Genomic DNA, 19,910 nt, shown 5'->3' with positions numbered 1-19,910 from the left:
GGGCCGAGCTTCCTTCAGTCCCCGTGAGGGCCGTGCCCTTCTGTGGCTGCTGGTCAGATTCTGGGAGATCTCTAGCACTTGTCGCTGTGTCATCTAGTAATTTGGGCATGCCAACAGATAGCCAGCTCAGGTGCCCACCAGGGTGACCGGCTGCCCTAAGGAGCCGATGTGGCCGACGAAGCGTTCAGCATCGACAAGCGCCCGCTGCGCGATCTACTGCAGCAGGTTGAGGTCGGCAAGGCCCAACTGCCCGAGTTCCAACGGGGCTGGGTGTGGCCATACCCGAACATTGCCAGCCTTCTGGCATCGATCTCGCTGAGCTATCCCGTCGGCACCGTTATGTTGCTCAGGGCGGGTGGCGACGTTCGGTTCAAGTATCGGCCGATCGAAGGGGCTGCCCCAGTCGGTGATCCGGAGCCTGACACGCTCGTGCTCGACGGACAGCAGCGACTGACGTCGCTTTTCCAGGCCCTGAAGTTGAAAGGACCGGTGGTCACACAGGACTTGCGCAAGCAACAGGTATCTGGCTGGTTCTACGTCGACATGGTTCAGGCACTCGACGAGAACGGCGACCGCGAAGACGCCATCCGTTTTGTGCCCGAATCGCGCCAGGTGCTCAACTTCCGGGGTCAAGTCGTCGAGGACTACTCGACTCCCGAGCGCGAGTACGAAGCACATCTCTTCCCGCTTCAGGCGGTTTTCGACGGCGGCGACTGGGGTTACGAGTTCACCGACTATTGGGACGGCGACAAGGAAAAAAGGCGACTTTGGCGCGAGTTCAACGAGGCATTTGTCCGACCTTTCGATCGCTACCATGTGCCGGTCATCGAACTGGGGCAGGCCACCCCGCGCCAAGCTGTGTGCCAAGTGTTCGAGAAGGTCAACACCGGCGGGGTCACCCTGACCGTCTTCGAGCTGCTGACAGCCACCTACGCGGCAGATGAGTTCGATCTACGCAGCCACTGGGAGCGAGAGTGCCGCTCTGCCTGGAAGGCACCTGAGTACCGCATCCTTCGCGAGGTCTCCAACACTGACTTCCTCCAGGCGGTCACCCTGCTGGCCACGGCTGAGCGGCGCCGGCACGAGGCCGAAAGGGGGGTGGAGGAAGAGCGTCTGCCGCGCATCGGCTGCAAACGCAAGGACATGCTCGCCCTCTCGCTAGAGGACTACGTACGCTTCGCGCCAGCCGTCATCGCTGGATTCAAGGCAGCAGCAAAGTTTCTGCACCAGCAGTACCTCTTCGATACGAAATTCCTGCCTTACGGGACCCAGTTGATACCGCTCGCCGCGATCCTGGCTCTGTCCGGGGACGCCGCGCAGAGCGCCGGAGCCCAGCATAAGCTCGCGCGCTGGTACTGGTGCGGTGTGTTCGGGGAGCTCTATGGCGGTTCGACCGAAACCCGGTTCAGTCAAGACCTGCCGGACGTCGTGGACTGGATCCGCGGGGGTACGGTCGAGCCCCGGACCGTCACGGCGGCCCAGTTCGCCCCCGGTCGCCTGCTGACCCTTCGCACCCGTAACAGCGCCGCTTACAAGGGAATTTACGCCCTGCTCCTCAAAGCGGGGGCCGTGGATTGGCGCACAGGGGAAAAAGCCGAGGTCACGGGTTACTTTGACGAGTCCATCGATATCCACCACATCTTCCCCAAGGCTTGGTGCGACAAGGCCGGATACCCGCCCACTGACTACAACTCGATCATCAACAAGACGCCGTTGACTGCCCGCACTAATCGAATCATCGGTGGTGCGGCTCCCTCCGACTACCTCCTTCGATTGGTTAAGACCGCTGAAACGCCCCACGAAGGTGTGGCCGAGCGTATTCGCTCCCACCTAGCCCAACCGGAACTCATGGCTACCGACGACTTCGATGGGTTCTTCGCCGCTCGCAGGACTGCGCTGCTCCGCAGTATTTCGGCTGCAATGGGCAAAGCCATCCTGGACGACGAACCGACTGCCCATGGCCCGGGGATCAGCCTCGACGTCGCGGATGACACCGACGATCTATGAGCCCTGCTTCCGGGATCCACGACTGGGTCAGTGGCTGGCGAGACCAGGCTGATCATTCAGCCACGGACTGGGACGTCGGGTGGATACACGCCGAGGTGACCCGGCTCACGATGTGAGGGGTGGCGTCCGTGGACTAGCTGTGGACGGATCGACGTGCGCTGAAGCTAGATACGCGGGTGACCTGCTGCGATGACCTTGAGTGAAGGGGCCTCCGGAGCCGCGTGCGCAGCTTCGAATCCTGCCCGGAGATCCCGGCCCCAGCGCTCCCGCTGGGGCGGGATCTTCGGTTGTGTGCAGGCTGTGTCGCGCGGAGTGGGCGTATGCCGGGGCTGGGGACTATTGACCGACTCTGAGCGCTTCCGCCCAGGTCACGGCAGCCGTTTCGGAGCGAGCGTAGCCCGGCGTGCCGGTCCCGTGCCGACCCCCCGGTGCCGAATACGCTGCGAAGCGTTCTGCCGCGCGGCGGCGGTTCTTCGCGTCGGCCCCGACGGCGTGGCCGGCGCATGCTGGAAGGGGTGTGGCCATGAGGGCTCCGGGTGTGCACCTGCGGGAGATCACCGACGCCAACCGGGATGCCGTTCGTGCCCTTCGTGTCCGACGCGATCAGAAGCAGTTCGTCGCGTCCGTGTCCAAGTCGCTCAAGCAGGCGGAACAGAGCCCGGAGGCCAATCCCTGGTACCGCGCGGTGTACCTCGGTGACGAGCCAGTCGGCTTCGTGATGTTGTCGTGGAAGCCGCCGGCTGGTCCATACAACGGGCGGCATTTCATCTGGCGCCTCCTCGTCGACAAGCACTATCAGAGGCGAGGGATCGGCCGGGAGACGCTCACGCAGATCGCCGCCCTGGTCCGCGCGGACGGGGCCGGCGAGCTGCTGACCAGCTACGATCCCGGCGACGGCGAACCGTGGCCCTTCTACCAGAAGTTCGGGTTCGAACCCACAGGGGAGATCGACGACGGCGAGATCGTTCTGCGGCTCGTCTTCCCCACTCAGTGAAATTACGGTTGGCAGTTTTCTGCCTTCCATCGATCCGCCACACCGCTCGGAGTGGCCGTGTGGCTGTCGATGCGATCCTGGGGCACCTTGAGCGGGACTCGGAATCGCTGCCGCCAGGCGCCGATCGGATTCTCCGGCGGAACGGCGACGCCGGCCCCGCCCGGCTTTCCTCAAGGGCGGGGCGCGACGCGTCCGGTCAGCTGCGGCCTCCCTCATAGGGTGCGGACATGCGGCCGGAGGTTCCCCGGCGCCGGTCGGTCGGGCGGCCGATGGAGGCGGCCATCAGGGCTACCAGCAGGCCTATGGCGCCGATGACGACGTTGTTGATGATGGTCTTCGTCGTGGCGACGTTACCGGCGACGACCCACGGGGCGATGATCGTCCACACACTCAGCGCGCAGGCGGCCCACGCCATGCTGTGCACGCGCTCGTAGGCCCGGCCGAAGCCACCGCTCATGAGCAGTGCGTAAGCGATGCCGACGATCAGGTTGTTGACCGCCAGGGTGGACAGGCCGTTGAAGCCCGTGATCCATGGCGAGGCCGCGAGGTACAGCCCGGCGAGGAGGGCCATGGTCTCCATGCCCTGGGCCTTCGGGGTGCTCGCGCTGCGCTCGGCCATCTCGTGACGTTCGCGCATTTCGATGATGTCAGGATGGGTTGCCATGTCGGACCGGGGAGCGGTCGCCATGCCAATCACCTCCGGAATGTCTGCTTTCGTGCGGTTCGCCCGGCGGGTACCCAGAAGGCATGCAGTAACAGCGACGGCTTGAAGAATCGATGGCGGGCACTCGACGTGCGGTAAGTAGCGCTTGAGCACTGTGAGTACTCGCTTCGCCTCCGCCCGGCTCTTACGCAGGGGCCGGGAGGTGTCCTGCTCACCGTGCAGCGCCTGGCGGCCGGTCCGTCGGGGTCCAGGCGCCGTCGAAGAGGGCCAGTTCCAGGATGTCCGAGGATGCCGGCCAGCCGTTCACCGCGGCGGTGAGTTGGCCGTTGATCGCGTGCATCCACTGCAGGTAGACGTCGTACCGGTGGGAGGTCCAGCCGCCGTCGCGCCAGATCCGTGCGGCGATCGGGGCGGCCCAGTCGTGGCCCGCGTCGTGGCCGACATGCGTGGCGTGGCGGCGGAGGACTCGGGCTAGCCGCACGTCGAGGATCAGCGGGGGCAGTCCCTTGGCCTCCGGCAGGACCAGGCCCGCGAAGTAGAGGAACTTGGTGAGGAAGGCGGGGCCGAGCCGGTGCACCCTGTTCAGCTTCTCGTACGCCACGACTGCGCCTTCGCGGCGTAGCAGGGACACCGCGCACGTGAAGACCTGTCCGTCCGAGGAGTGGTCGAGCACCGTTCTCGTGCGGCCCGGGCCGTAGCCCCTGCGTCCGTAGCCCCACACCTGGCTCGCGACGAAGGCCTCGGCCCAGTTTCCCGACCGCGACGCGGCCTGCGCCACGGCCGTCACGTCGCCCCGGGTCACCGTGCGCGGCCCGGGCACCGACCGGTCGGCGAGTGAGGCCGGCCAGGGCTCGACGGCCGTCCAGCTCGACGGGAGGTAGTCGATGCCGTGGGCCCCGGTGCCCTGCGCGTACCGCCTGCCTCTGTCGGGGTCGGCCAGCCAGCGGGCCAGTGAGGCCACGGCGTCCGCGGGCAGCGGCTGTGCGAGGAGCGCCTCGTCCAGTTCGTCTGCCAGTTCTTGGCGGAACCTCACGTGAGCCCCCCGGGCGTCTGCTGCGGGAAGTCAAGTCGGTCGGCGGCAGGCTCGCCGGCGTTGAGGCGGCACAGGTTGCGGTGGTACGCGAGGTGCGCCTCGTCGATCGGATGGCTGGGGGCGCGGCGGAGCGGGTGGGGGATTCTGGTGTCTCTTGTTCCCCTGACCAGGCCGTCGGGGTCGACGTGGATCTCCAAGCCGTCGAAGAGGACATGGCAGTTGGCGCAGAGGCACAGGAGGTTCTGCAGTTCGTCGGGGCCGTGGTGGGGGCTGCCGAGGCCTCTGATGTGGGCCGCCTGGCTGTACGGGCGGTTCAGGTGGCGCAGGGCCGTGCCGCAGATCTGGCACCGGTCGCCCTCCAGTTCCTTGACCTTCCTGACCAGGGCGGCGTCGCGGACGATGACGGAACGGGTGGTGTCACGGCGGGGGGCGGGGCCGGTCGCCCGGGTGTGGTCGGCCGTGCCGGTACCGGTGTTCTCGTCCTCCGGCAGGCTCGCCAGGCCGCCGGCCGTGGTGTATCCGGCCAGGCCCAGGCGCGCCAGGAGGGTCTGGCGGTCGACGTCCCGGAGATACGTCTCGCAGAGCGTGGCGATGGCGTCGAGGCGGGTCACCGGGTCGTGGAGGAGGCCGGCGAACTCTTCCTTGAATCCGGCCCGGGGGTGGTGCGCGTCGAGGATGCCGAGCTTCGGCATGGCCTCGGTCAGCTCGGCCGGTATGCCCTGGACCGGCCTTCGCATTGGGGAGACCGAACTCGACCAGGACTGGGCCTACTTCGTCGCGGAACTGGGGCCACGGGGTCAGGCGGGGTCGCTCGTCGGCCGCGCGGGATATGGCCCACAGGAGGCTCAACGGCTGGTGGCGGCTGGGTGCCGGGTTTCCCGGGCCGCGTGAGACCTTCAGTTTCCGGAGGCGCTCCAGGAGGGTCGCACGGTGACGGGGTGTCTCCCCCGACTCGACCACGAAGCCGAGTTCGCGCAGGCGTCGCGCCACCGTGGCCGCGCCGCCGCTGAAGTCTCCCGCGGTCAGGAAGTGGCCGGTGGCGTGCCCGTGGGCGACTCCGGCGATGGCCTTCGAGTCGTAGCGCATGCCGTCCAGGACCAGCTCGTACGACCTGGCTCGTCCGAAGCCGTACGTCTGGAGGAAGTTGTCCCGGCCCCGGCGGCGGAACTCCTCGGTCGCCGCGATGATGTTGTCGTACTCGATGTCCCCAAGCCCCATGCGCGGAAGGCTAGTCGGACAGTACGACAATCCACACGGCAAACGGGGTGCCCGCTCACGCCCCCCGCCGTCGCAGCGGCAACCACGTAGGTCCGGGCCGCCGTCGTCCCGGTTGTTCCGTGGCGTGGAGTTCGAGGAGGGCGGGGAAGCGCTTTCGCAGTTCCGTTTCCAGGCGGGAGTGCAGGGTGAAGTCCGCGGCCGGGCAGTGGGTGCAGGTGCCCGAGAGGCGTACCTCGGCCCGGCGGTCGCGGGCGGAGACGATGGTGGCCTCGCCGCCGTGGGAGCGGATGTAGTCGCCGGCCGGGCCGTTCAGGACGTCCTGGAGGGCGGCGTGGAGGAGGTCATCCTCGGTGAGGGCGGTGGCCGGTCGCCACTCGTGGGGGTGTTCCAGTGCGGTGGCGAGGGCGTCGCGGACTCGGGGACCGGCGGTGGGCCAGGTGTGGTCGGCGGCGAGACGGATCAGGACGGCCTGGGTCTCCACCTCGATGGCGGCGACGGGGCCGGAGCGCAGCATCGTGCCGAGGTCGGCCGGGGCGTCGGTGATCGGGCCGACGAGGGGGAGGGTCCCGGCGGGGATGACCCAGCGGACCGTCCGGGGGTCGGTCGTGGGTTCGGGGTGCATGGGGATGGTGGTCATGTCAGGGCGCCCACGACGGTGTGGGTCAGGAAGGCCATCGTCCAGGCCAGGACGAACATGTAGCCGAAGGCGACCGCCGGCCATTTCCAGGAGCCGGTCTCGCGGCGCATGACGCCGATGGTCGACATGCACTGGAGCGCGTAGAGGAAGAAGACCAGCAGCGCGGCCGTCGTGGCCGGGGTGAACAGCTTCTGTCCCTGGTGGGGGCCGTCCGTGTAGGTCATCTGGGTCAGGGCCTCGGTCGGCTGGTCGGGGTTCTGGGCCGCGGCGACCTGGCCGAGGGTGGCGACGAAGACCTCGCGGGCGGACAGCGAGCCCAGCACGCCGACGTTGATGCGCCAGTCGAAGCCGAGGGGCTCGAAGACGGGTTCGATGGCATGGCCGATGTCCGCGGCGTAGCTGTGGTCGACCTCGTAGGCCGAGACCGCGGTCCGGTCGGCCGGGTCGACGCCGGCGGAGCGCAGCTGCGCGTCGCTGTGCAGGGGCAGGCTGAGGAGGAGCCACAGGCCGACGGTGACGACGAGGATGATGCGGCCGACCTTGGCGAGGAAGCCCTTGCACGCGCTCCAGATGGCGTCGGCCACCGAGCGCCGCCGGGGCAGGCGGTAGGACGGCATCTCCATGTAGAACGGCAGCACCGGGCCGCCCCGGCTGCTGAACCGTTTGAAGACCCAGGCCGTGGCCATGGCCGAGAGCGCGCCGACCAGGTACAGGGCGAACATGACGACGCCCTGGGCGCCGAACGGGCCGACCCTGGCACCGGGGCTCACCAGCAGGCCGGTGAGCAGCACGTAGACCGTCAGCCGCGCCGAGCAGGTCATCAGCGGCGCGCCCATCATGGTCGCGAACCGGTCCTTGGCGGACGGCAGGGAACGGGTGGCCATGATGCCGGGGATGGCACAGGCGAGGGAGGAGAGCAGGGCGACGAACGCCCGGCCCTCCAGCCCGGCCCTGGCCATGAGCCGGTCCATGAGGAAGGCCGCGCGGGAGAGATAGCCGCTGCCTTCGAGCAGCGAGATCATGAGGAACAGCAGGGCGATCTGCGGCAGGAAGACCACGACGCTGCCCAGGCCGCCGATCAGCGCGTTGCCGAGGAAGCCGGCGAGCAGGGGGTTCGAGACGTATTCGGTGACCAGGGTGCCGAGCCGGTCGAAGACGCTCTGCACCGCGTCCTGGAGCGGTGTCGCCACGGTGAAGATGATCTGGAAGAACGCGAACATGGTCGCGAAGAAGATCAGCGTGCCCCACAGCGGGTGCAGCAGTACGGCGTCGATGCGCCGGGTGCGCTGGTCGGCCTCCGGCACCTCGTAGCCGGCGCTCAGCAGCACGGACTCCACCCAGGACCGCCGCTGCGCCGGGTCGGTGGGCGGCGGGAGGACCGGCCGTTCCCAGGAGGCCGACTCGGGCAGGGCTGCTTGCAGCTCGGCGAGGTCGGTGCGCGAACCGCCCGTCACCGCGACGACCGGTACGCCCAGGGCGCGGCGGAGGGCGGCGACGTCGAGGGTGCCGCCGCGGCGGGCCAGTTCGTCGCGGAAGGTGAGGACCACGCAGATCGGCAGCCCGGTCCGCATGACCTGGGCGAGCAGGCCGAGGGAGCGGCGCAGGGTGGTCGCGTCGAGGGTGACGAGGATGCCGTCGGGTGTGCCGAGGTCCGGATTGTCCGGGTCGAGGACGTCGGCGACGACCTGCTCGTCCGGGCTGATCGGGTCGAGGCTGTAGGTGCCGGGCAGGTCCTCGATGACCACCTCCTGCTTGCCGACGCGCGCGGTTCCCTCGTAGCGCGCGACGGTGACGCCGGGGTAGTTGCCGGTCTTGGTGCGCAGGCCGGTCAGGGCGTTGAACAGGGTGCTCTTGCCCGAGTTCGGGCTGCCGACGAGGGCCAGCCGGGTACCGCCGGTGATCGTCCCGGTCCCCGCCCCGGTCGGGCCGCAGTGCGCGCTCATGCGGTGCGCCGTACCCGGATGCCGGCGGCCTGCTCCTTGCGCAGGGCGATCTCGTACTCCACGACCTGGTAGACGACGGGGTCGCCGAGCGGGGCCCGGCGCAGCACGGTGACCTCGGCGCCGGGGGCGAACCCCAGGTCGAACAGGCGCCGTGCGGTGCTCGGCTCGACGGACTCCTCGATGCCGGTGATCCGTCCGCTCGTTCCGGGGCGCAGGTCCGAAAGCCGTGCGTCCGGGCCGGAGTCCACCGGCGCGGAGTCCACCGGCCCGGACGGACCGCTCTTGCGGCGCGTACCCAACTGCACTGAGACCATCGCCATCCTCACACCGGGATCACCCTCATCAACTTAGGGAAGGCTAACCTTTTGCCCTGGTAAGGACAATATCGGCTTCGTCTCATAGTGACCGCGGAGGGGGCCGTGTCTGCGGCGCCTTTGGCTGCGGGCGTGTCGGGCATGCCCGATCGACGGCCAGGCGCCGAGGCGGGGTGGGTTTGGCGGGGCGATGGCGCATTGCCGGTCGGCCTGGGCGTTTCCGCGGTTGGCGCGTCGCTCGGTGATCCGTCCCGCGTACAGCGATCCGGGACGCCGGTCGGGTGTGGCCGGCCCGTCGGAGAGCATGCGCCGGCCGTCGGTCCACCGGCGGCCGGCGCACAAGACACGGCATCGCGGGGCGGCCGCGGACGCGTTCCGGAGGAGACAGGACGGCGGACGGACTCAGTTGTCCGTCCACGCCCTCTTCATCAGGCGCCGTCTGTCGTCCGGGGCCGGAACGCGCCTGAAGACCCCCGGGGACACCCGGTGAATGCAGTCGACGCCGTACCGGTGCAGCAGTTGCAGCTCCCGCTCGTCGAGGGGGGCAGGGACCAGTACGGCGAGTCGGTCCACGGGGCGGGGGCTGTGGGGGGCGTAGTCCAGCAGTTGGGAGAGTGCCTCGCGGACGTACGCGTGCTCGGTGCGGCTCTTCGCTTCGATCACCTCCACACCGGCAGGGTCCTGCACATAGATGTCACAGAGGCCCACGGGAGAGCGGAAGCGTTCGGGAGTGGTGGCGAGGGTGGCGCAGTACTCCGTGACCAACGGCTGTTCGTCGCGCCGGTAAAGGGTCGTCGACGCCGCACGCTCGAAGGTGACGATCGGGGTGTGCTGCTGTTCCAGGCGGGTGCGCTGGGACGGAAGCGGGTCGCGGGCAGGTGGCCTCTCGGCCCCGAGTCGCTCGAGTTCGGTCCTGGTCGTGATGCCCAGCCCTTCGATGACGGCCCGGGCCTTGTCGCCTTCCAGTACCAGTTGGCCCGGAAATGCGTAGTTCTTGGCATACCCGATCAGTTCGGCCAGTTCCTCGTACGGAACCTCGGCCCGTACGAAGTCGCGCAGGCTGTACACCGTGTGCCAGCTCTTCCCGCCGGGTGACGGAGGCCAGAGCACGTCGGCGACCTCGCCGTTGACGAAGACGGCGCCGACCTCGCCCACGGCACGTACCTTCTTCGCCCCGGTGAACAGCGCCACGTCACCCGTGCGCACCTTGGACATCGCCTTGTCGTGAGTCGCGGTGGCGCCCCAGAAGCGGGCCGTCCCCGCTGGATGGAGGCGGCTGAGCTGGTCGCGTTGCCGAGGCGACAGGTATCTCGTCAACGGCGCGTCGACAAAGGCCACTTCCTGTTCGAGCGTGTCACGCCAATGCCTTCGTGATTCCGCGCTCCCGTACGCCGGGCACACGAGCACCCTCGCCGGGACACCGGTATCCGGCACGGAATCCGCCATGCCCTGGGTGAGGTCAGCCGCACACACGCAGCGATCGTAACCAATTGATCAGCTCATCACACTAACTAAGCCGAGACGTCTCCCCGCACGCGGCCGAACACAAGTCCGGTGTCGACAGCGCCCGTTGGGCGTACCTGCGTTTCTGCCGCTCGCGCTGCCCGCCGGGTACCCGTTCTGGGCCGGCGAGGAGGAGCCGCTGCCCGCCGCGGACGCCGTGCACCCGCAGCCCCGGGCGGGCCTGCTGGTCCAGCACGGCGGCGGGCACACCACCGCGCCGCCCGCCTGCACCGCCGACACCTGGGTGCGCAACGCACCGGCGAAGTACGGCAAGTTCGCGTATTCGACGGCCTTCGGGTGCTCCGTCGCCACCGGTCCGCTCGGCGCCGAGACCGCGGGCCCGGACAGCACGCTGCTGCTCAGCGACGACGGCCTGCACTGGCGGTCCCGGGTGGCCGGCGTGTCCCGCTCGGTGACCGCGTAGAGAGTGCACGCCCGCTGGCTGCCCTGGCCCGATGTCACCGTCGACACCCGGCTGCTGCCCGCGGGGGCCGGCCGGCACGTCCGCGTCCACCGTCTGGTCACCCCCGGTCCGCTGCACGCCGTCGAGGGCGGCTTCGCGGTCCCTCCGGACGGCGCCGGCACGGACGCCGAGGGTTCCGGCGCGCGGGCCGCCTGCGGTGAACTCACTGGCTCCATCGGGGACTTGCCGGGCGTGCGGGTCGGCGAGGTCCTGCGGCCCGACCCGAACGGCCATCTGCTGTGGCCCCGTACCGCGCTGCCGATGCTGCGCGGCGCGCTTGCGCCGGGCACCCACTGGCTGGCGGCCGACGTGCGCGCCACGGCCGACGGCGGGGGCGGCCGTCCGGTGCGGCTCGACTGGCGCGCGCTGCCCGGTCTGCCCGGCGCGCTGCGCGACGGACGGGCGCCGGACCGCCCTGGCCCGTCCGTGTGACGCCCGGGGTGCCGGACCGCCCCGGCCCGTCCGTGTGACACCGGGGCGCCGGACCGCCCCGGGTGTGTCAGGTGTAGGCGACCAGCGTCAGTTCCGGCTGTTCGGCCAGGTGGAACGCGGTGTAGACGAACTCGGCCGGCTCGCGTCCCGGGGGACGCAGCGGTTTGCGGCCGCCCTGGCGCACCCGCACGTCGTACCGCGGCCACCCGGCGCGCACCTGCTCGCTGCCCGCGTGCAGGTCGTCGATCAGCCGTGTGTGGTGGGGGTCGCCCGGGTGGCGTGCGGCCAGGGTCCGCAGCCGGGCGAGTGCCTCCCGCTCCCGGTCGACGGCGATCTCCCGGGCCGCGGGTTCGAGGAAGGTCCGGCGGGCGAGGTTGGCGGGCCGCTCCTGGGTCGCGGCGAGGTTCGGGAACGGTTCGCCGGCCGCCTCGTTGCGGCTGAGCACATCGTGGTCGCCCGCGATGATGTAGGCCGGGCGCGGCCGGAGCAGGCGCGGGAACCCCGACGCGCGGGCCGCGCTGCCGGCCCGCCAGAACGCCATGGCGCCGGACCCCGCGGCGATCGCGGACGTCCTCGCCTACGCCGTCGCCCAGCCGGACGAGGTCGACGTCGACGTCGACGTCGACGAGATCGTGGTACGGCCCACCGCGCAGCGGTGACGGGTCCGTGTGCCCGTCCGGCTCCGGATAGGCAGCGCCGCCGTCCCGGTGAGTACGCGTACTCATGTCCGAGCGTGCCGTGCGATCCATCGTGGGAACCGGCAGTCCCGACCGACCAGAAGGAACCACGATGCCGAACGTGTCCCCCCGATCCCGCGCCCCGCGCGGGCCGCTGAAGGCCCTGCCGGCGCCCGCCGTGGACAACTGGCTCGCCCGCGGGTACCTGGCCGTGGTCGCGGTGGCGCTGGGGTTCTTCCTGTACGCCGTGTACCTGTCGCCGGACCCGGGGTTCGCGGGGATCTGGCCGCTCATGGCCACCGCCCCGCTCAGCTTCGTCCTCTTCGCACCGGCGTTCCCGGACTTCCTGCCCTCCTGGCTGAGCCCGCTGGTCTTCTCCGCCGGCGTGGCGCTGTGCGGCCTGGTCAACGCCACGCTGCTCGGCCTGCTCGTCCGCAGGCTGCGGGCGCCGGGGGCGCGCTCCACCGGCTGAGCACGCGCGCTCCCCCGGCCGGCGAGCGGGGTTCCTCCGGGACACCGATGTCCACGTGGTGCTGCGCGGGCCGCTGCCCCGTGCCGGACACCTCCGCGCTCACCGCCCGCCTGTTCGAGGCCGCCGCGCGCGGTCGCAGCGTGCTCGTGGGCGGGGTGTTCCACTCCGGTCTGCAGGCCGGACCGGGGCCGGGCGCGATGTACGACCACGCCGCCGCGCCACCGGAGTCGGTGGCGCGGGCGGTGCGGGTGCGGGAGGTGTGCGCCCGGCACGGGGTGCCGCCGCGCCGCGCCGCGTCGCGGTTCCCGCTCGGCCACCCGGCCGTCGCCGGGGTGCCGCTCGGCGCCCGCTCGGCCGCCGAAGTGGCCGACGGGACGGCCCGGTTCCGCGAACCGCTGCCGGCCGCGCTGTGGGCGGGGCCGCGCGCCGAGGGGTGCTGGGCGCGCGGGTGCCGGTGGCCGGGGAGCGCTGACGGAGCGTCCGCGCCCCGCCGTCGGCCGTCCGGCCGTGTTCACGCCGGCCGCTTCCCGGACGCCGTCTTCTTCGCCTGGGCCTTCTTGCCCGTGCCCGACTTCGCCCTGCCCGATTTCGCCGTGCCCGATTTCGCCGTGGCCGACTTCGCCGTGCTCTTCTTCGACGCGCGGGCCGGCTCGGCGGCCGTCTTCCGCGCCGCGGCCGTCTTCTTGGCGGCGGTCTTCTTCGCCGCGGCCGTGGACTTCCTGGCGCCCGTCTCCTTCGGAGTGCCGCCACCGCGCCGCAGGGACCTGACCTCGGCGTCGCCCGCGGACCCCGGCGCGCGGGACGCGCGGGCGGCGCGGACGCTGTTCTCCAGGGCGGCCATCAGGTCGAGGACCTTCCCGCCGGCCGCGGGGGCGGGGGCTTCGGGCGGGGCCTCGCCGGCGGCCTTGGCGGCGATGACCTCCTCCAGCGCCTCCCGGTACTCGTCGCGCAGGTCCTCCAGATCGACCTCCCCGAGGGTGTCCATCAGGGCGTCCGCGAGATCGAGCTCCTTGTCGCGGATGGTGACGTTCGCGTCGGGGGCGACGCCCTCGGGAGCCCGTACCTCGTCCGGCCAGAGCAGGGCGTGCAGGACGAGCGCCTCGTCGGCGATCCGGAGCATGCCCAGGCGCTCGCGGCCGCGCAGCGCGAACTTGGCGACGGCCACCTTGTCGCCGCGCTTCAGGGCCTCGCGCAGCAGGGTGTACGGCTTGGCGGCGGGGGCTCCGGCGGCGGCCAGGTAGTAGGCGGTGCCCATCTGGATCGGGTCGATCCTGTCGGCCGGCAGGAACGCGACGATCTCGATGGTGCGGGTGGTGGGGATGGGCAGGTGGGCCAGGTCCTCGTCGGTGATCGGGATGATCGTGCCGTCCGCGTCCTCGTACCCCTTGCCGATCTCGGACTGGCTGACCTCGCGGTCCTCCACCTCGCACACCTTGCGGTAGCGGATGCGGCCGTTGTCCTCGGTGTGGATCTGGCGGAAGGAGATCGCGTGGCTCTCGGTCGCGTTGACCAGCTTGATCGGGATGCTGACCAGCCCGAAGGAGATGGCGCCGTTCCATATCGATCGCACGTGCCGCACCCGTCCTTTCCCACGCATCGCGGTTTGTCTGGGATTGTCATCGTATGACGCCTATCACAGAGGTGGCGGGGCGACGGGTGGCACTGAGCAATCTGGAGAAGGTGCTGTATCCGGAGACCGGCTTCACCAAGGCCGAGCTGGTGCACTACTACGCGACCACCGCCGACGCGCTGCTGCCGCACCTGCGCGACCGCGCGGTGTCCTTCCTGCGCTACCCGGACGGGCCCGACGGCCAGGTGTTCTTCACCAAGAACGTGCCGCCGGGCACACCCGAGTGGGTCATGACCGCCGAGGTGCCGCGCTCGTCGGCGGACGCTCCGGCCCGGATGGTCGTCGTGCAGGACCTGCCGAGCCTGGTGTGGGCGGCGAACCTGGTCACCGAGTTCCACACGCACCAGTGGCTGGTGCAGTCCCCGGACGAGGCCGACCGGCTGGTCTTCGACCTCGATCCGGGGACGCCCGCGACGGTCGTGCAGTGCTGCGAGGTCGCCCTGTGGCTGCGCGAGCGGCTCGCGGCGGACGGCATCGAGGCGCACCCCAAGACGGCCGGGTCCAAGGGGCTGCACCTGCTGGCGGCGGTGCGCGGCGCCTCCTCGGAGCGCACCAGCGAGTACGCCAAGGCGCTCGCGGTGGAGGCGGAGCGGGCACTGCCCCGGCTGGTGGTGCACCGGATGACCAGGAGCCTGCGGCCGGGGAAGGTGTTCGTGGACTGGAGCCAGAACGCGGCCCGCAAGACCACGGCCACCCCCTACACCGTGCGCGCCCGCCACGCCCCGCTGGTCTCCACGCCGGTGACCTGGGACGAGGTCGCCGAGTGCCGCTCGCCGGCCCGGCTGGAGTTCCGGGCCGGGGACATCGCCCCGCGCCTGGCGGACCACGGCGACCTGCTGGCCCCACTGCTGGACCGGAGCCGGGCCGCGCCCCTCCCCTAGGGCCTTCCCCGATACCGCTGAGGCTTCCCCCGATACCGCTGGGGCTTCCCCCGATACCGGGCTTTCCCCGATACCCCTAGACCCTCTCCCAGGTGCGCCGGTCGCGCGCCATCGCGTGCAGCGCCTCCACGTCCGCCGGTTTCAGCACGCCGCCCAGCCGGGTCAGGCCCGCCAGCTCCTCGTCGGGCAGGACGCGCACGCCCCGGGGCACGGCGGTCAGGGTCACCCCGGCCGGGGCGGTCGGGACGAGGACCGGGCGGACCTCGGCGGTCAGGGCGTAGGAGGCCCGGTCGGCCTGGGCGCGCAGCAGGCGCAGCAGCGGCTCGGCCGGGCGCCGGCCCACGGCGACCATGGGGTCGGCGACGCGCACCCGCGCCCCGCGGGCGTACAGGGCGTGCACGGCGAACAGGCCGCCGGGGCCGATCAGCAGATGGTGGACGCGGTCGCCGCCGGGCAGGGGCAGCGAGTGCAGGGTGTGCCAGCCGGCGCCCTCCATGCCGTCCAGGACGTCGCCGACGGTCTGCTCGGCCAGCAGGGCACGGCGGCGCGGGTCGGGGCGCAGCCGGTGCGCGGGGCCGGGGTCGCGGTCGAGGGCGATCAGCAGGGCCTCGCCGGGGCGGTTGGGCGCGAGGTCGTCGTCCGGGTGCAGGCTGAGCCGGGCGAGTTCGGCGGGCGTGGGAACCGGGGGCGGGCCCACGGTCACCGGGCCGGCGAGGAAGGGTCCGAGGGCTTCGAGGACGCGGTCCCGCTCGTCCTCGCCGAGCAGGTTCACCCGGCCGGTGTCCCGGTCGTACCAGGCCACGTTGCCGCCGTCCGGGCGGCAGACGTACAGCCGTTCCCGGCCGCCGCGGCGGGCCGGCACCACGCGCAGTCCGCTCATGCGCATCACCCCTCGACCATGGGAACAGGCCGGGTACGTGCGGGGCAAGACCGGTTACCGTGGAGACCGGCCCTGCGCAGGGGAGTTGGGGAGGCGCCGTTGCGGACCCGCGGAATGCAGCCCGACGTGCCGGCTCCACGGAGCCCGTGGAACGAGATCGTGCCCGGCCTGTGGATGGGCGGGCACGAGTACCGGGCGTGTACGGGGCGGCTGGAGACGGCCGTCGTACGGGACGAGTTCGATGTGGTGCAGACGCTGCTGCGGCTTCCGGGGTACGGCCCCGACCCGGGCGTGGAGCACCATGTGTGGCCGATACCGGACGGCCCGCTGGACGGCACCCAGCTCGCCGGGGTGATCCGGCTGGCGCGGGCGGCGAACGAGTCGCTGGACGCCGGCCGCCTGGTGCTGGTGCGCTGCTACCACGGCTACAACCGCTCGGGGCTGGTCGTGGCGCACGCCCTGGTCCAGCGGGGCGCGGCGGTGGACGAGGCCATCCGGCTGATCCGGGCCCGCCGCTCGGCGTGGGCGCTGCACAACGAGCTGTTCGTGGCGTATCTGCGCGCCGGTCTGCACACCGTGCGACTGCTGGAGGAGCTGGCCGAGTAGCCTCTCTCTCCCGCGCACCTCGGCCCGGCCGTACAGAACGGACGAAAAGGGGCTTCCTTGGAATCTATGTGCATACTGGCCTACTGACCTGAGAAACCATCGTCCCAGGAGCACCGTGCCCGTCCGCCGCCCTGTGCGCACCGCCCTCACCGTGGCCGCCGTCGCCCTGCTGGCGGCGACGGCGACGGCCTGCGGGGACGCCGGCGAGCTGAAGAGCGCCGGGCCGACGCAGACCGCCGACAGCCCCGCGAGGCTCTGGCCCGACCTGCGGCCGGCGTCCAGCCCGGCCTATCCGTACGCCGTGTCCACCCGGGAGACCGTCAAGGGGCTCACCGTCCCCGGCGACGACATACGCGCGGTCGATCCGGTGGACGTCGTCGAGGCGGAGCTGCGGGCGCACACGGCGGACTACGGGTCGAAGGGGGCGTACCACGCGACGGCGGACCGGATGAAGGAGTGCCGGCCGGGCGGCGACCGGGCGCGGTGCCCGCTGCTGAAGCCGTACTACCGGGACCTCACGGGGGACGGCCGGCCCGATCTGACGCTCGGCTTCCGGCTGTACCCGACCAACCAGACGGCGGTGCGGGTCTACACCGTCGAGGGGCACCACCTGGTGCAGGTGCTCGCCGACAACGACGCGATCACCGGCGTGGAGCTGGCCGGCCGCGCGCTGATCGAGCGCTCCCCGGCCGACATCTCCGGCTACGAGTACCGCACCACCTGGGAGTGGGACCCGGGCCAGCGCGCGATGGTGTTCTCCCGCGACGAGTACCTGCACATCGGCGGCGGCCGGGCCCGCCACCGGACACCGTCGCCCTCCCTCACGCCCTCCGCGAGCGCGTCATGAGGCTGCTGCTGCCCCGCTGGGCCGGGCCCCTCGCCGTGAAGGCGGCCGTGTTCATCACCGTGATGTGCTGTGCGCTGGCCGCGCTGCTCGGTGTGCTGGTGCACGTCTCGGTGACCAACCAGACCGTCGGGCAGGCGCGCGAGCTCGCCCTGTCCCGGCTCGCGGACGCCACCCGCGCCTACGAGGCCGGGGACGCGCTGCTGCCGAACGCCGGGGTGGACCCGCAGGGGCTGCCCGGCTCGCTGCGGTCCCTCGCGGTCTCCGGGCAGCGCGGCACGATGGTCTCCACGCACCGGGGGCGGCCGACGATGTGGGCGGCCGGGCCGGTCTCCGGGCACCGGGCGCTCGCCGTGGAGATCGACTACTCGCAGCAGTCCCGCACCATCGCCGGGCTCGACACCTCGATCCTGTGGTCCTCCGTGCTCGCCATCGGCGCGACGGTGCTGGTCGGCGTGTTCGCCGTGTCCCGGGTCACCCGGCGGCTGCACGGCACCGCGCGGGTGGCCCGCCGGATCACCGCGGGCGACCTGGACGCGCGCGTCGACGACCCGCGCACCAAGGATCCGACCCGGCCCCAGGACGAGGTGGCCGCGGTCGCCGCCGCGCTGGACTCGATGGCCGCCTCGCTCCAGGGCAAGCTGCTCAGCGAGCAGCGGTTCACCGCGGACGTGGCGCACGAGCTGCGCACCCCGCTCACCGGGCTGCACGCGGCGGCGGAGCTGCTGCCGCCGGGCCGGCCGACGGAGCTGGTGCGCGACCGGGTGGCCGCGCTGCGCACGCTCACCGAGGACCTGCTGGAGATCTCCCGTCTCGACGCCGGCCGGGAGCGGCTGGAGGCGGACGCGGAGGAGCTGGGGGCGCTGGCCAAGCGGGTGGTGCGGGCCTCGGGCACGGACACCGAGATCCGTGTCGTCCGCGACGTCCTGGTGGAGACCGACCGGCGCCGCCTGGAGCGGGTGCTGGGGAACCTGGTGGCCAACGCGCACAAGCACGGGGCGCCCCCGGTGGTGCTGTCGGTCAACGGGCCGGTGGTGACGGTGCGGGACCACGGGAGCGGCTACCCCGGGTACCTCGTGGCCCACGGGCCCCAGCGGTTCCGCACGGAGGGCGGGGCACGGGGGCACGGGCTCGGGCTGACGATCGCGGTGGGGCAGGCGGAGGTGCTGGGCGCGCGGCTGTCGTTCCGCAACGCGCCGGACGGGGGCGCGGTGGCGACGCTGATCCTGCCGGTGGCCGCGCGTTAGCGCCCGCTCATCGGGCCCGAAATGGTTCCTTTCGGTGTCCGATGTGGCGTTTGATCACCTCACCGGCTCTTTTGGATAGGTTCCCGGCATGAGCAACGCCGGAACCGCCGCGCCCACGGCCCGGGCGCCCGTGCCCGTCGTACGCCTCTCCCGGCGCCGCGGCGTCGAACTCTCGCTGATCGTGCTGGCGGTCACGCTGTCGGTGTACGGCTACTGCGCCGTGGGCCTGGCCCGGGCGGGGCGGGTGCCGCCCGGGGCGCTCGCGTACGGGGCCGGGCTCGGGGTGCTCGCCCTCGTCGCCCATCTCGCCGTACGGCTGCGGGCGCCGTACGCGGACCCGCTGCCGCTGCCGATCGGGGTGCTGCTCAACGGGCTCGGACTGGTGCTGATCTACCGGCTGGACCTGGAGACGCCGGGCGACCGCGCGGCCCCCGCCCAGCTGGTCTGGTCCACGCTCGGGGTGGCCCTGTTCATCGTCGTCGTGCTGCTGCTGCGCGACCACCGGGTGCTCCAGCGCTACGCGTACGTGTGCGTGGTCGCCGCGCTCGTCCTGCTGCTGGTGCCGATCCTCTTCCCCGCGGTCAACGGCGCCCGGATCTGGATCCGCGTCGCCGGGTTCTCCATCCAGCCGGGCGAGTTCGCGAAGGTGCTGCTCGCGGTGTTCTTCGCCGCCTATCTGGCCGCCAACCGCAACGCGCTGGCGTACACCGGCCGCCGGGTGTGGCGGATGCAGTTCCCGACCGGGCGGGTGCTCGGCCCGATCGTGACGATCTGGCTGCTCAGCGTGGGGGTGCTGGTCCTGGAGCGGGACCTCGGCACCTCGCTGCTGTTCTTCGGGCTGTTCGTGGTGCTGCTGTACGTCGCCACCGGCCGCACCGGCTGGATCGCGGTGGGGCTGCTGCTGGCGGTGCTGGGCGCCGTCGCCGTCGGCCGGGTGGAGCCGCACGTGGGCGGCCGGATCGCGGACTGGCTGCACCCGTTCGCCACCATCGAGGCCGGACGGGGCCCCAACCAGCTGTCCCAGTCGCTGTTCGCGTTCGCCGCGGGCGGGCTGCTGGGCACCGGGCTCGGCCTCGGGCACTCGGTGCTCATCGGCTTCGCCACCAAGTCGGACTTCATCCTGGCCACGGCGGGCGAGGAACTGGGCCTCGCGGGGCTCGCCGCGATCATCCTGCTGTACGCGCTGCTGGTGGAGCGCGGCTACCGGGCCGCCCTCGCGCTGCGCGAGCCGTTCGGGCGGCTGCTCGCGGTCGGGCTGGCCTCGATCCTGGCGCTCCAGGTGTTCGTGATCGCGGGCGGCGTCACCGGGCTGATCCCGCTGACCGGCATGGCGATGCCGTTCCTCGCCCAGGGCGGCTCCTCGGTGGTCACCAACTGGGCGATCGTGGCCCTGCTGATCCGGGTGAGCGACTCGGCCCGCAGCCGGTACGACGGCACGGAGGCGCCGTGAGCGAGTACGCGGGCA

18 protein-coding genes and 2 pseudogenes are annotated in these 19,910 nt (G+C 71.6%); 9 read left to right on the top strand and 11 right to left on the bottom strand.

Going from position 1 to position 19,910, the window contains the following annotated elements; genetic code table 11:
* Nucleotides 1-168: 168 nt before the first annotated feature.
* Both FRZ03_RS28990 and FRZ03_RS28985 read left to right on the top strand, forming a co-directional pair.
* The gene (locus tag FRZ03_RS28990; protein WP_146468061.1) at nucleotides 169-2,007 is read left to right on the top strand and encodes a DUF262 domain-containing protein; all 1,839 of its coding nucleotides are present in this window, start codon (nucleotides 169-171) and stop codon (nucleotides 2,005-2,007) included.
* A 538-nt stretch (nucleotides 2,008-2,545) separates the two neighbouring features.
* On the top strand, nucleotides 2,546-3,001 hold the full coding sequence (locus FRZ03_RS28985) for a GNAT family N-acetyltransferase (RefSeq protein ID WP_146468060.1): 456 nt from the start codon (nucleotides 2,546-2,548) through the stop codon (nucleotides 2,999-3,001).
* A 196-nt stretch (nucleotides 3,002-3,197) separates the two neighbouring features.
* Here the strand turns inward: FRZ03_RS28985 and FRZ03_RS28980 are convergent, their stop codons facing one another.
* The 8 genes and pseudogenes from FRZ03_RS28980 to FRZ03_RS28950 form a co-directional block, all read right to left on the bottom strand.
* A complete protein-coding gene (locus tag FRZ03_RS28980) occupies nucleotides 3,198-3,689 on the bottom strand; it encodes an SPW repeat protein (RefSeq protein WP_261399391.1) in 492 nt (163 codons plus the stop codon).
* 187 nt (nucleotides 3,690-3,876) lie between these two features.
* Nucleotides 3,877-4,698: an 8-oxoguanine DNA glycosylase OGG fold protein gene (locus tag FRZ03_RS28975; protein ID WP_146468059.1), complete on the bottom strand. Its 822-nt coding sequence runs from the start codon at nucleotides 4,696-4,698 to the stop codon at nucleotides 3,877-3,879.
* Nucleotides 4,695-5,435 carry an HNH endonuclease gene (locus FRZ03_RS28970; RefSeq protein WP_261399390.1) on the bottom strand — a complete coding sequence of 247 codons (741 nt, stop codon included), beginning with the start codon at nucleotides 5,433-5,435 and terminating at the stop codon, nucleotides 4,695-4,697. The genes FRZ03_RS28975 and FRZ03_RS28970 overlap by 4 nt, the downstream gene beginning before the upstream one ends.
* A 43-nt stretch (nucleotides 5,436-5,478) precedes the next feature.
* Nucleotides 5,479-5,916, bottom strand: a pseudogene (locus tag FRZ03_RS41475) (hypothetical protein); the annotation flags it as partial.
* A gap of 55 nt (nucleotides 5,917-5,971) precedes the next feature.
* Nucleotides 5,972-6,553, bottom strand: coding sequence for a NifU family protein (locus FRZ03_RS28965; protein ID WP_146468058.1), 582 nt, complete (start codon nucleotides 6,551-6,553; stop codon nucleotides 5,972-5,974).
* On the bottom strand, nucleotides 6,550-8,496 hold the full coding sequence (gene feoB, locus FRZ03_RS28960) for a ferrous iron transporter B (RefSeq protein WP_146468057.1): 1,947 nt from the start codon (nucleotides 8,494-8,496) through the stop codon (nucleotides 6,550-6,552). Before feoB ends, FRZ03_RS28965 begins: the two co-directional genes overlap by 4 nt.
* A complete protein-coding gene (locus tag FRZ03_RS28955; RefSeq protein ID WP_146468056.1) occupies nucleotides 8,493-8,816 on the bottom strand; it encodes a FeoA family protein in 324 nt (107 codons plus the stop codon). Before FRZ03_RS28955 ends, feoB begins: the two co-directional genes overlap by 4 nt.
* Before the next feature lie 396 nt (nucleotides 8,817-9,212).
* Complete coding sequence (locus FRZ03_RS28950) at nucleotides 9,213-10,025, bottom strand: hypothetical protein (RefSeq protein WP_146468055.1); 813 nt, start codon at nucleotides 10,023-10,025, stop codon at nucleotides 9,213-9,215.
* A gap of 445 nt (nucleotides 10,026-10,470) precedes the next feature.
* On the opposite strand from FRZ03_RS28950, the pseudogene FRZ03_RS41330 reads away from it, so the two are divergent.
* Nucleotides 10,471-11,208 (top strand): annotated as a pseudogene (locus FRZ03_RS41330) (DUF2264 C-terminal domain-containing protein).
* 67 nt (nucleotides 11,209-11,275) lie between these two features.
* On the opposite strand, the gene FRZ03_RS28935 reads toward FRZ03_RS41330, so the two are convergent.
* Nucleotides 11,276-11,749: an MmyB family transcriptional regulator gene (locus tag FRZ03_RS28935; protein WP_146468052.1), complete on the bottom strand. Its 474-nt coding sequence runs from the start codon at nucleotides 11,747-11,749 to the stop codon at nucleotides 11,276-11,278.
* Nucleotides 11,750-12,006: 257 nt separating this feature from the next.
* On the opposite strand from FRZ03_RS28935, the gene FRZ03_RS28925 reads away from it, so the two are divergent.
* A complete protein-coding gene (locus FRZ03_RS28925) occupies nucleotides 12,007-12,357 on the top strand; it encodes an SCO4225 family membrane protein (protein WP_261399389.1) in 351 nt (116 codons plus the stop codon).
* Nucleotides 12,358-12,868: 511 nt separating this feature from the next.
* Here the strand turns inward: FRZ03_RS28925 and ku are convergent.
* Nucleotides 12,869-13,927, bottom strand: a complete 1,059-nt coding sequence (gene ku / locus FRZ03_RS28915; RefSeq protein WP_146468051.1) for a non-homologous end joining protein Ku — start codon at nucleotides 13,925-13,927, stop codon at nucleotides 12,869-12,871.
* Between the two features lie 53 nt (nucleotides 13,928-13,980).
* On the opposite strand from ku, the gene ligD reads away from it, so the two are divergent.
* Nucleotides 13,981-14,868 carry a non-homologous end-joining DNA ligase gene (ligD, locus tag FRZ03_RS28910; RefSeq protein ID WP_146468050.1) on the top strand — a complete coding sequence of 296 codons (888 nt, stop codon included), beginning with the start codon at nucleotides 13,981-13,983 and terminating at the stop codon, nucleotides 14,866-14,868.
* 76 nt (nucleotides 14,869-14,944) lie between these two features.
* On the opposite strand, the gene FRZ03_RS28905 is transcribed toward ligD, so the two are convergent.
* Nucleotides 14,945-15,748 carry a nuclease-related domain-containing protein gene (locus tag FRZ03_RS28905; RefSeq protein WP_146468049.1) on the bottom strand — a complete coding sequence of 268 codons (804 nt, stop codon included), beginning with the start codon at nucleotides 15,746-15,748 and terminating at the stop codon, nucleotides 14,945-14,947.
* A gap of 99 nt (nucleotides 15,749-15,847) precedes the next feature.
* Here FRZ03_RS28905 and FRZ03_RS28900 point away from each other — a divergent pair, with 99 nt between their 5' ends.
* The 4 genes from FRZ03_RS28900 to FRZ03_RS28885 all read left to right on the top strand — a co-directional run bounded on the left by FRZ03_RS28900 (nucleotide 15,848) and on the right by FRZ03_RS28885 (nucleotide 19,895).
* Nucleotides 15,848-16,354: a protein-tyrosine phosphatase family protein gene (locus tag FRZ03_RS28900; protein WP_186785675.1), complete on the top strand. Its 507-nt coding sequence runs from the start codon at nucleotides 15,848-15,850 to the stop codon at nucleotides 16,352-16,354.
* Between the two features lie 115 nt (nucleotides 16,355-16,469).
* The gene (locus FRZ03_RS28895; protein ID WP_146468048.1) at nucleotides 16,470-17,201 is read left to right on the top strand and encodes a hypothetical protein; all 732 of its coding nucleotides are present in this window, start codon (nucleotides 16,470-16,472) and stop codon (nucleotides 17,199-17,201) included.
* Nucleotides 17,198-18,445, top strand: a complete 1,248-nt coding sequence (locus FRZ03_RS28890; RefSeq protein ID WP_146468047.1) for a sensor histidine kinase — start codon at nucleotides 17,198-17,200, stop codon at nucleotides 18,443-18,445. The genes FRZ03_RS28895 and FRZ03_RS28890 overlap by 4 nt, the downstream gene beginning before the upstream one ends.
* A gap of 88 nt (nucleotides 18,446-18,533) precedes the next feature.
* Nucleotides 18,534-19,895 carry an FtsW/RodA/SpoVE family cell cycle protein gene (locus tag FRZ03_RS28885; protein ID WP_146468046.1) on the top strand — a complete coding sequence of 454 codons (1,362 nt, stop codon included), beginning with the start codon at nucleotides 18,534-18,536 and terminating at the stop codon, nucleotides 19,893-19,895.
* Nucleotides 19,896-19,910 lie beyond the last annotated feature (15 nt).

It is taken from the genome of Streptomyces misionensis (assembly GCF_007896895.1).
Lineage (GTDB): Bacteria > Actinomycetota > Actinomycetes > Streptomycetales > Streptomycetaceae > Streptomyces > Streptomyces misionensis_A.
The sequence above is the reverse complement of the archived record's forward strand: the minus strand, read 5'-3'. Positions and strand labels throughout refer to the sequence as shown.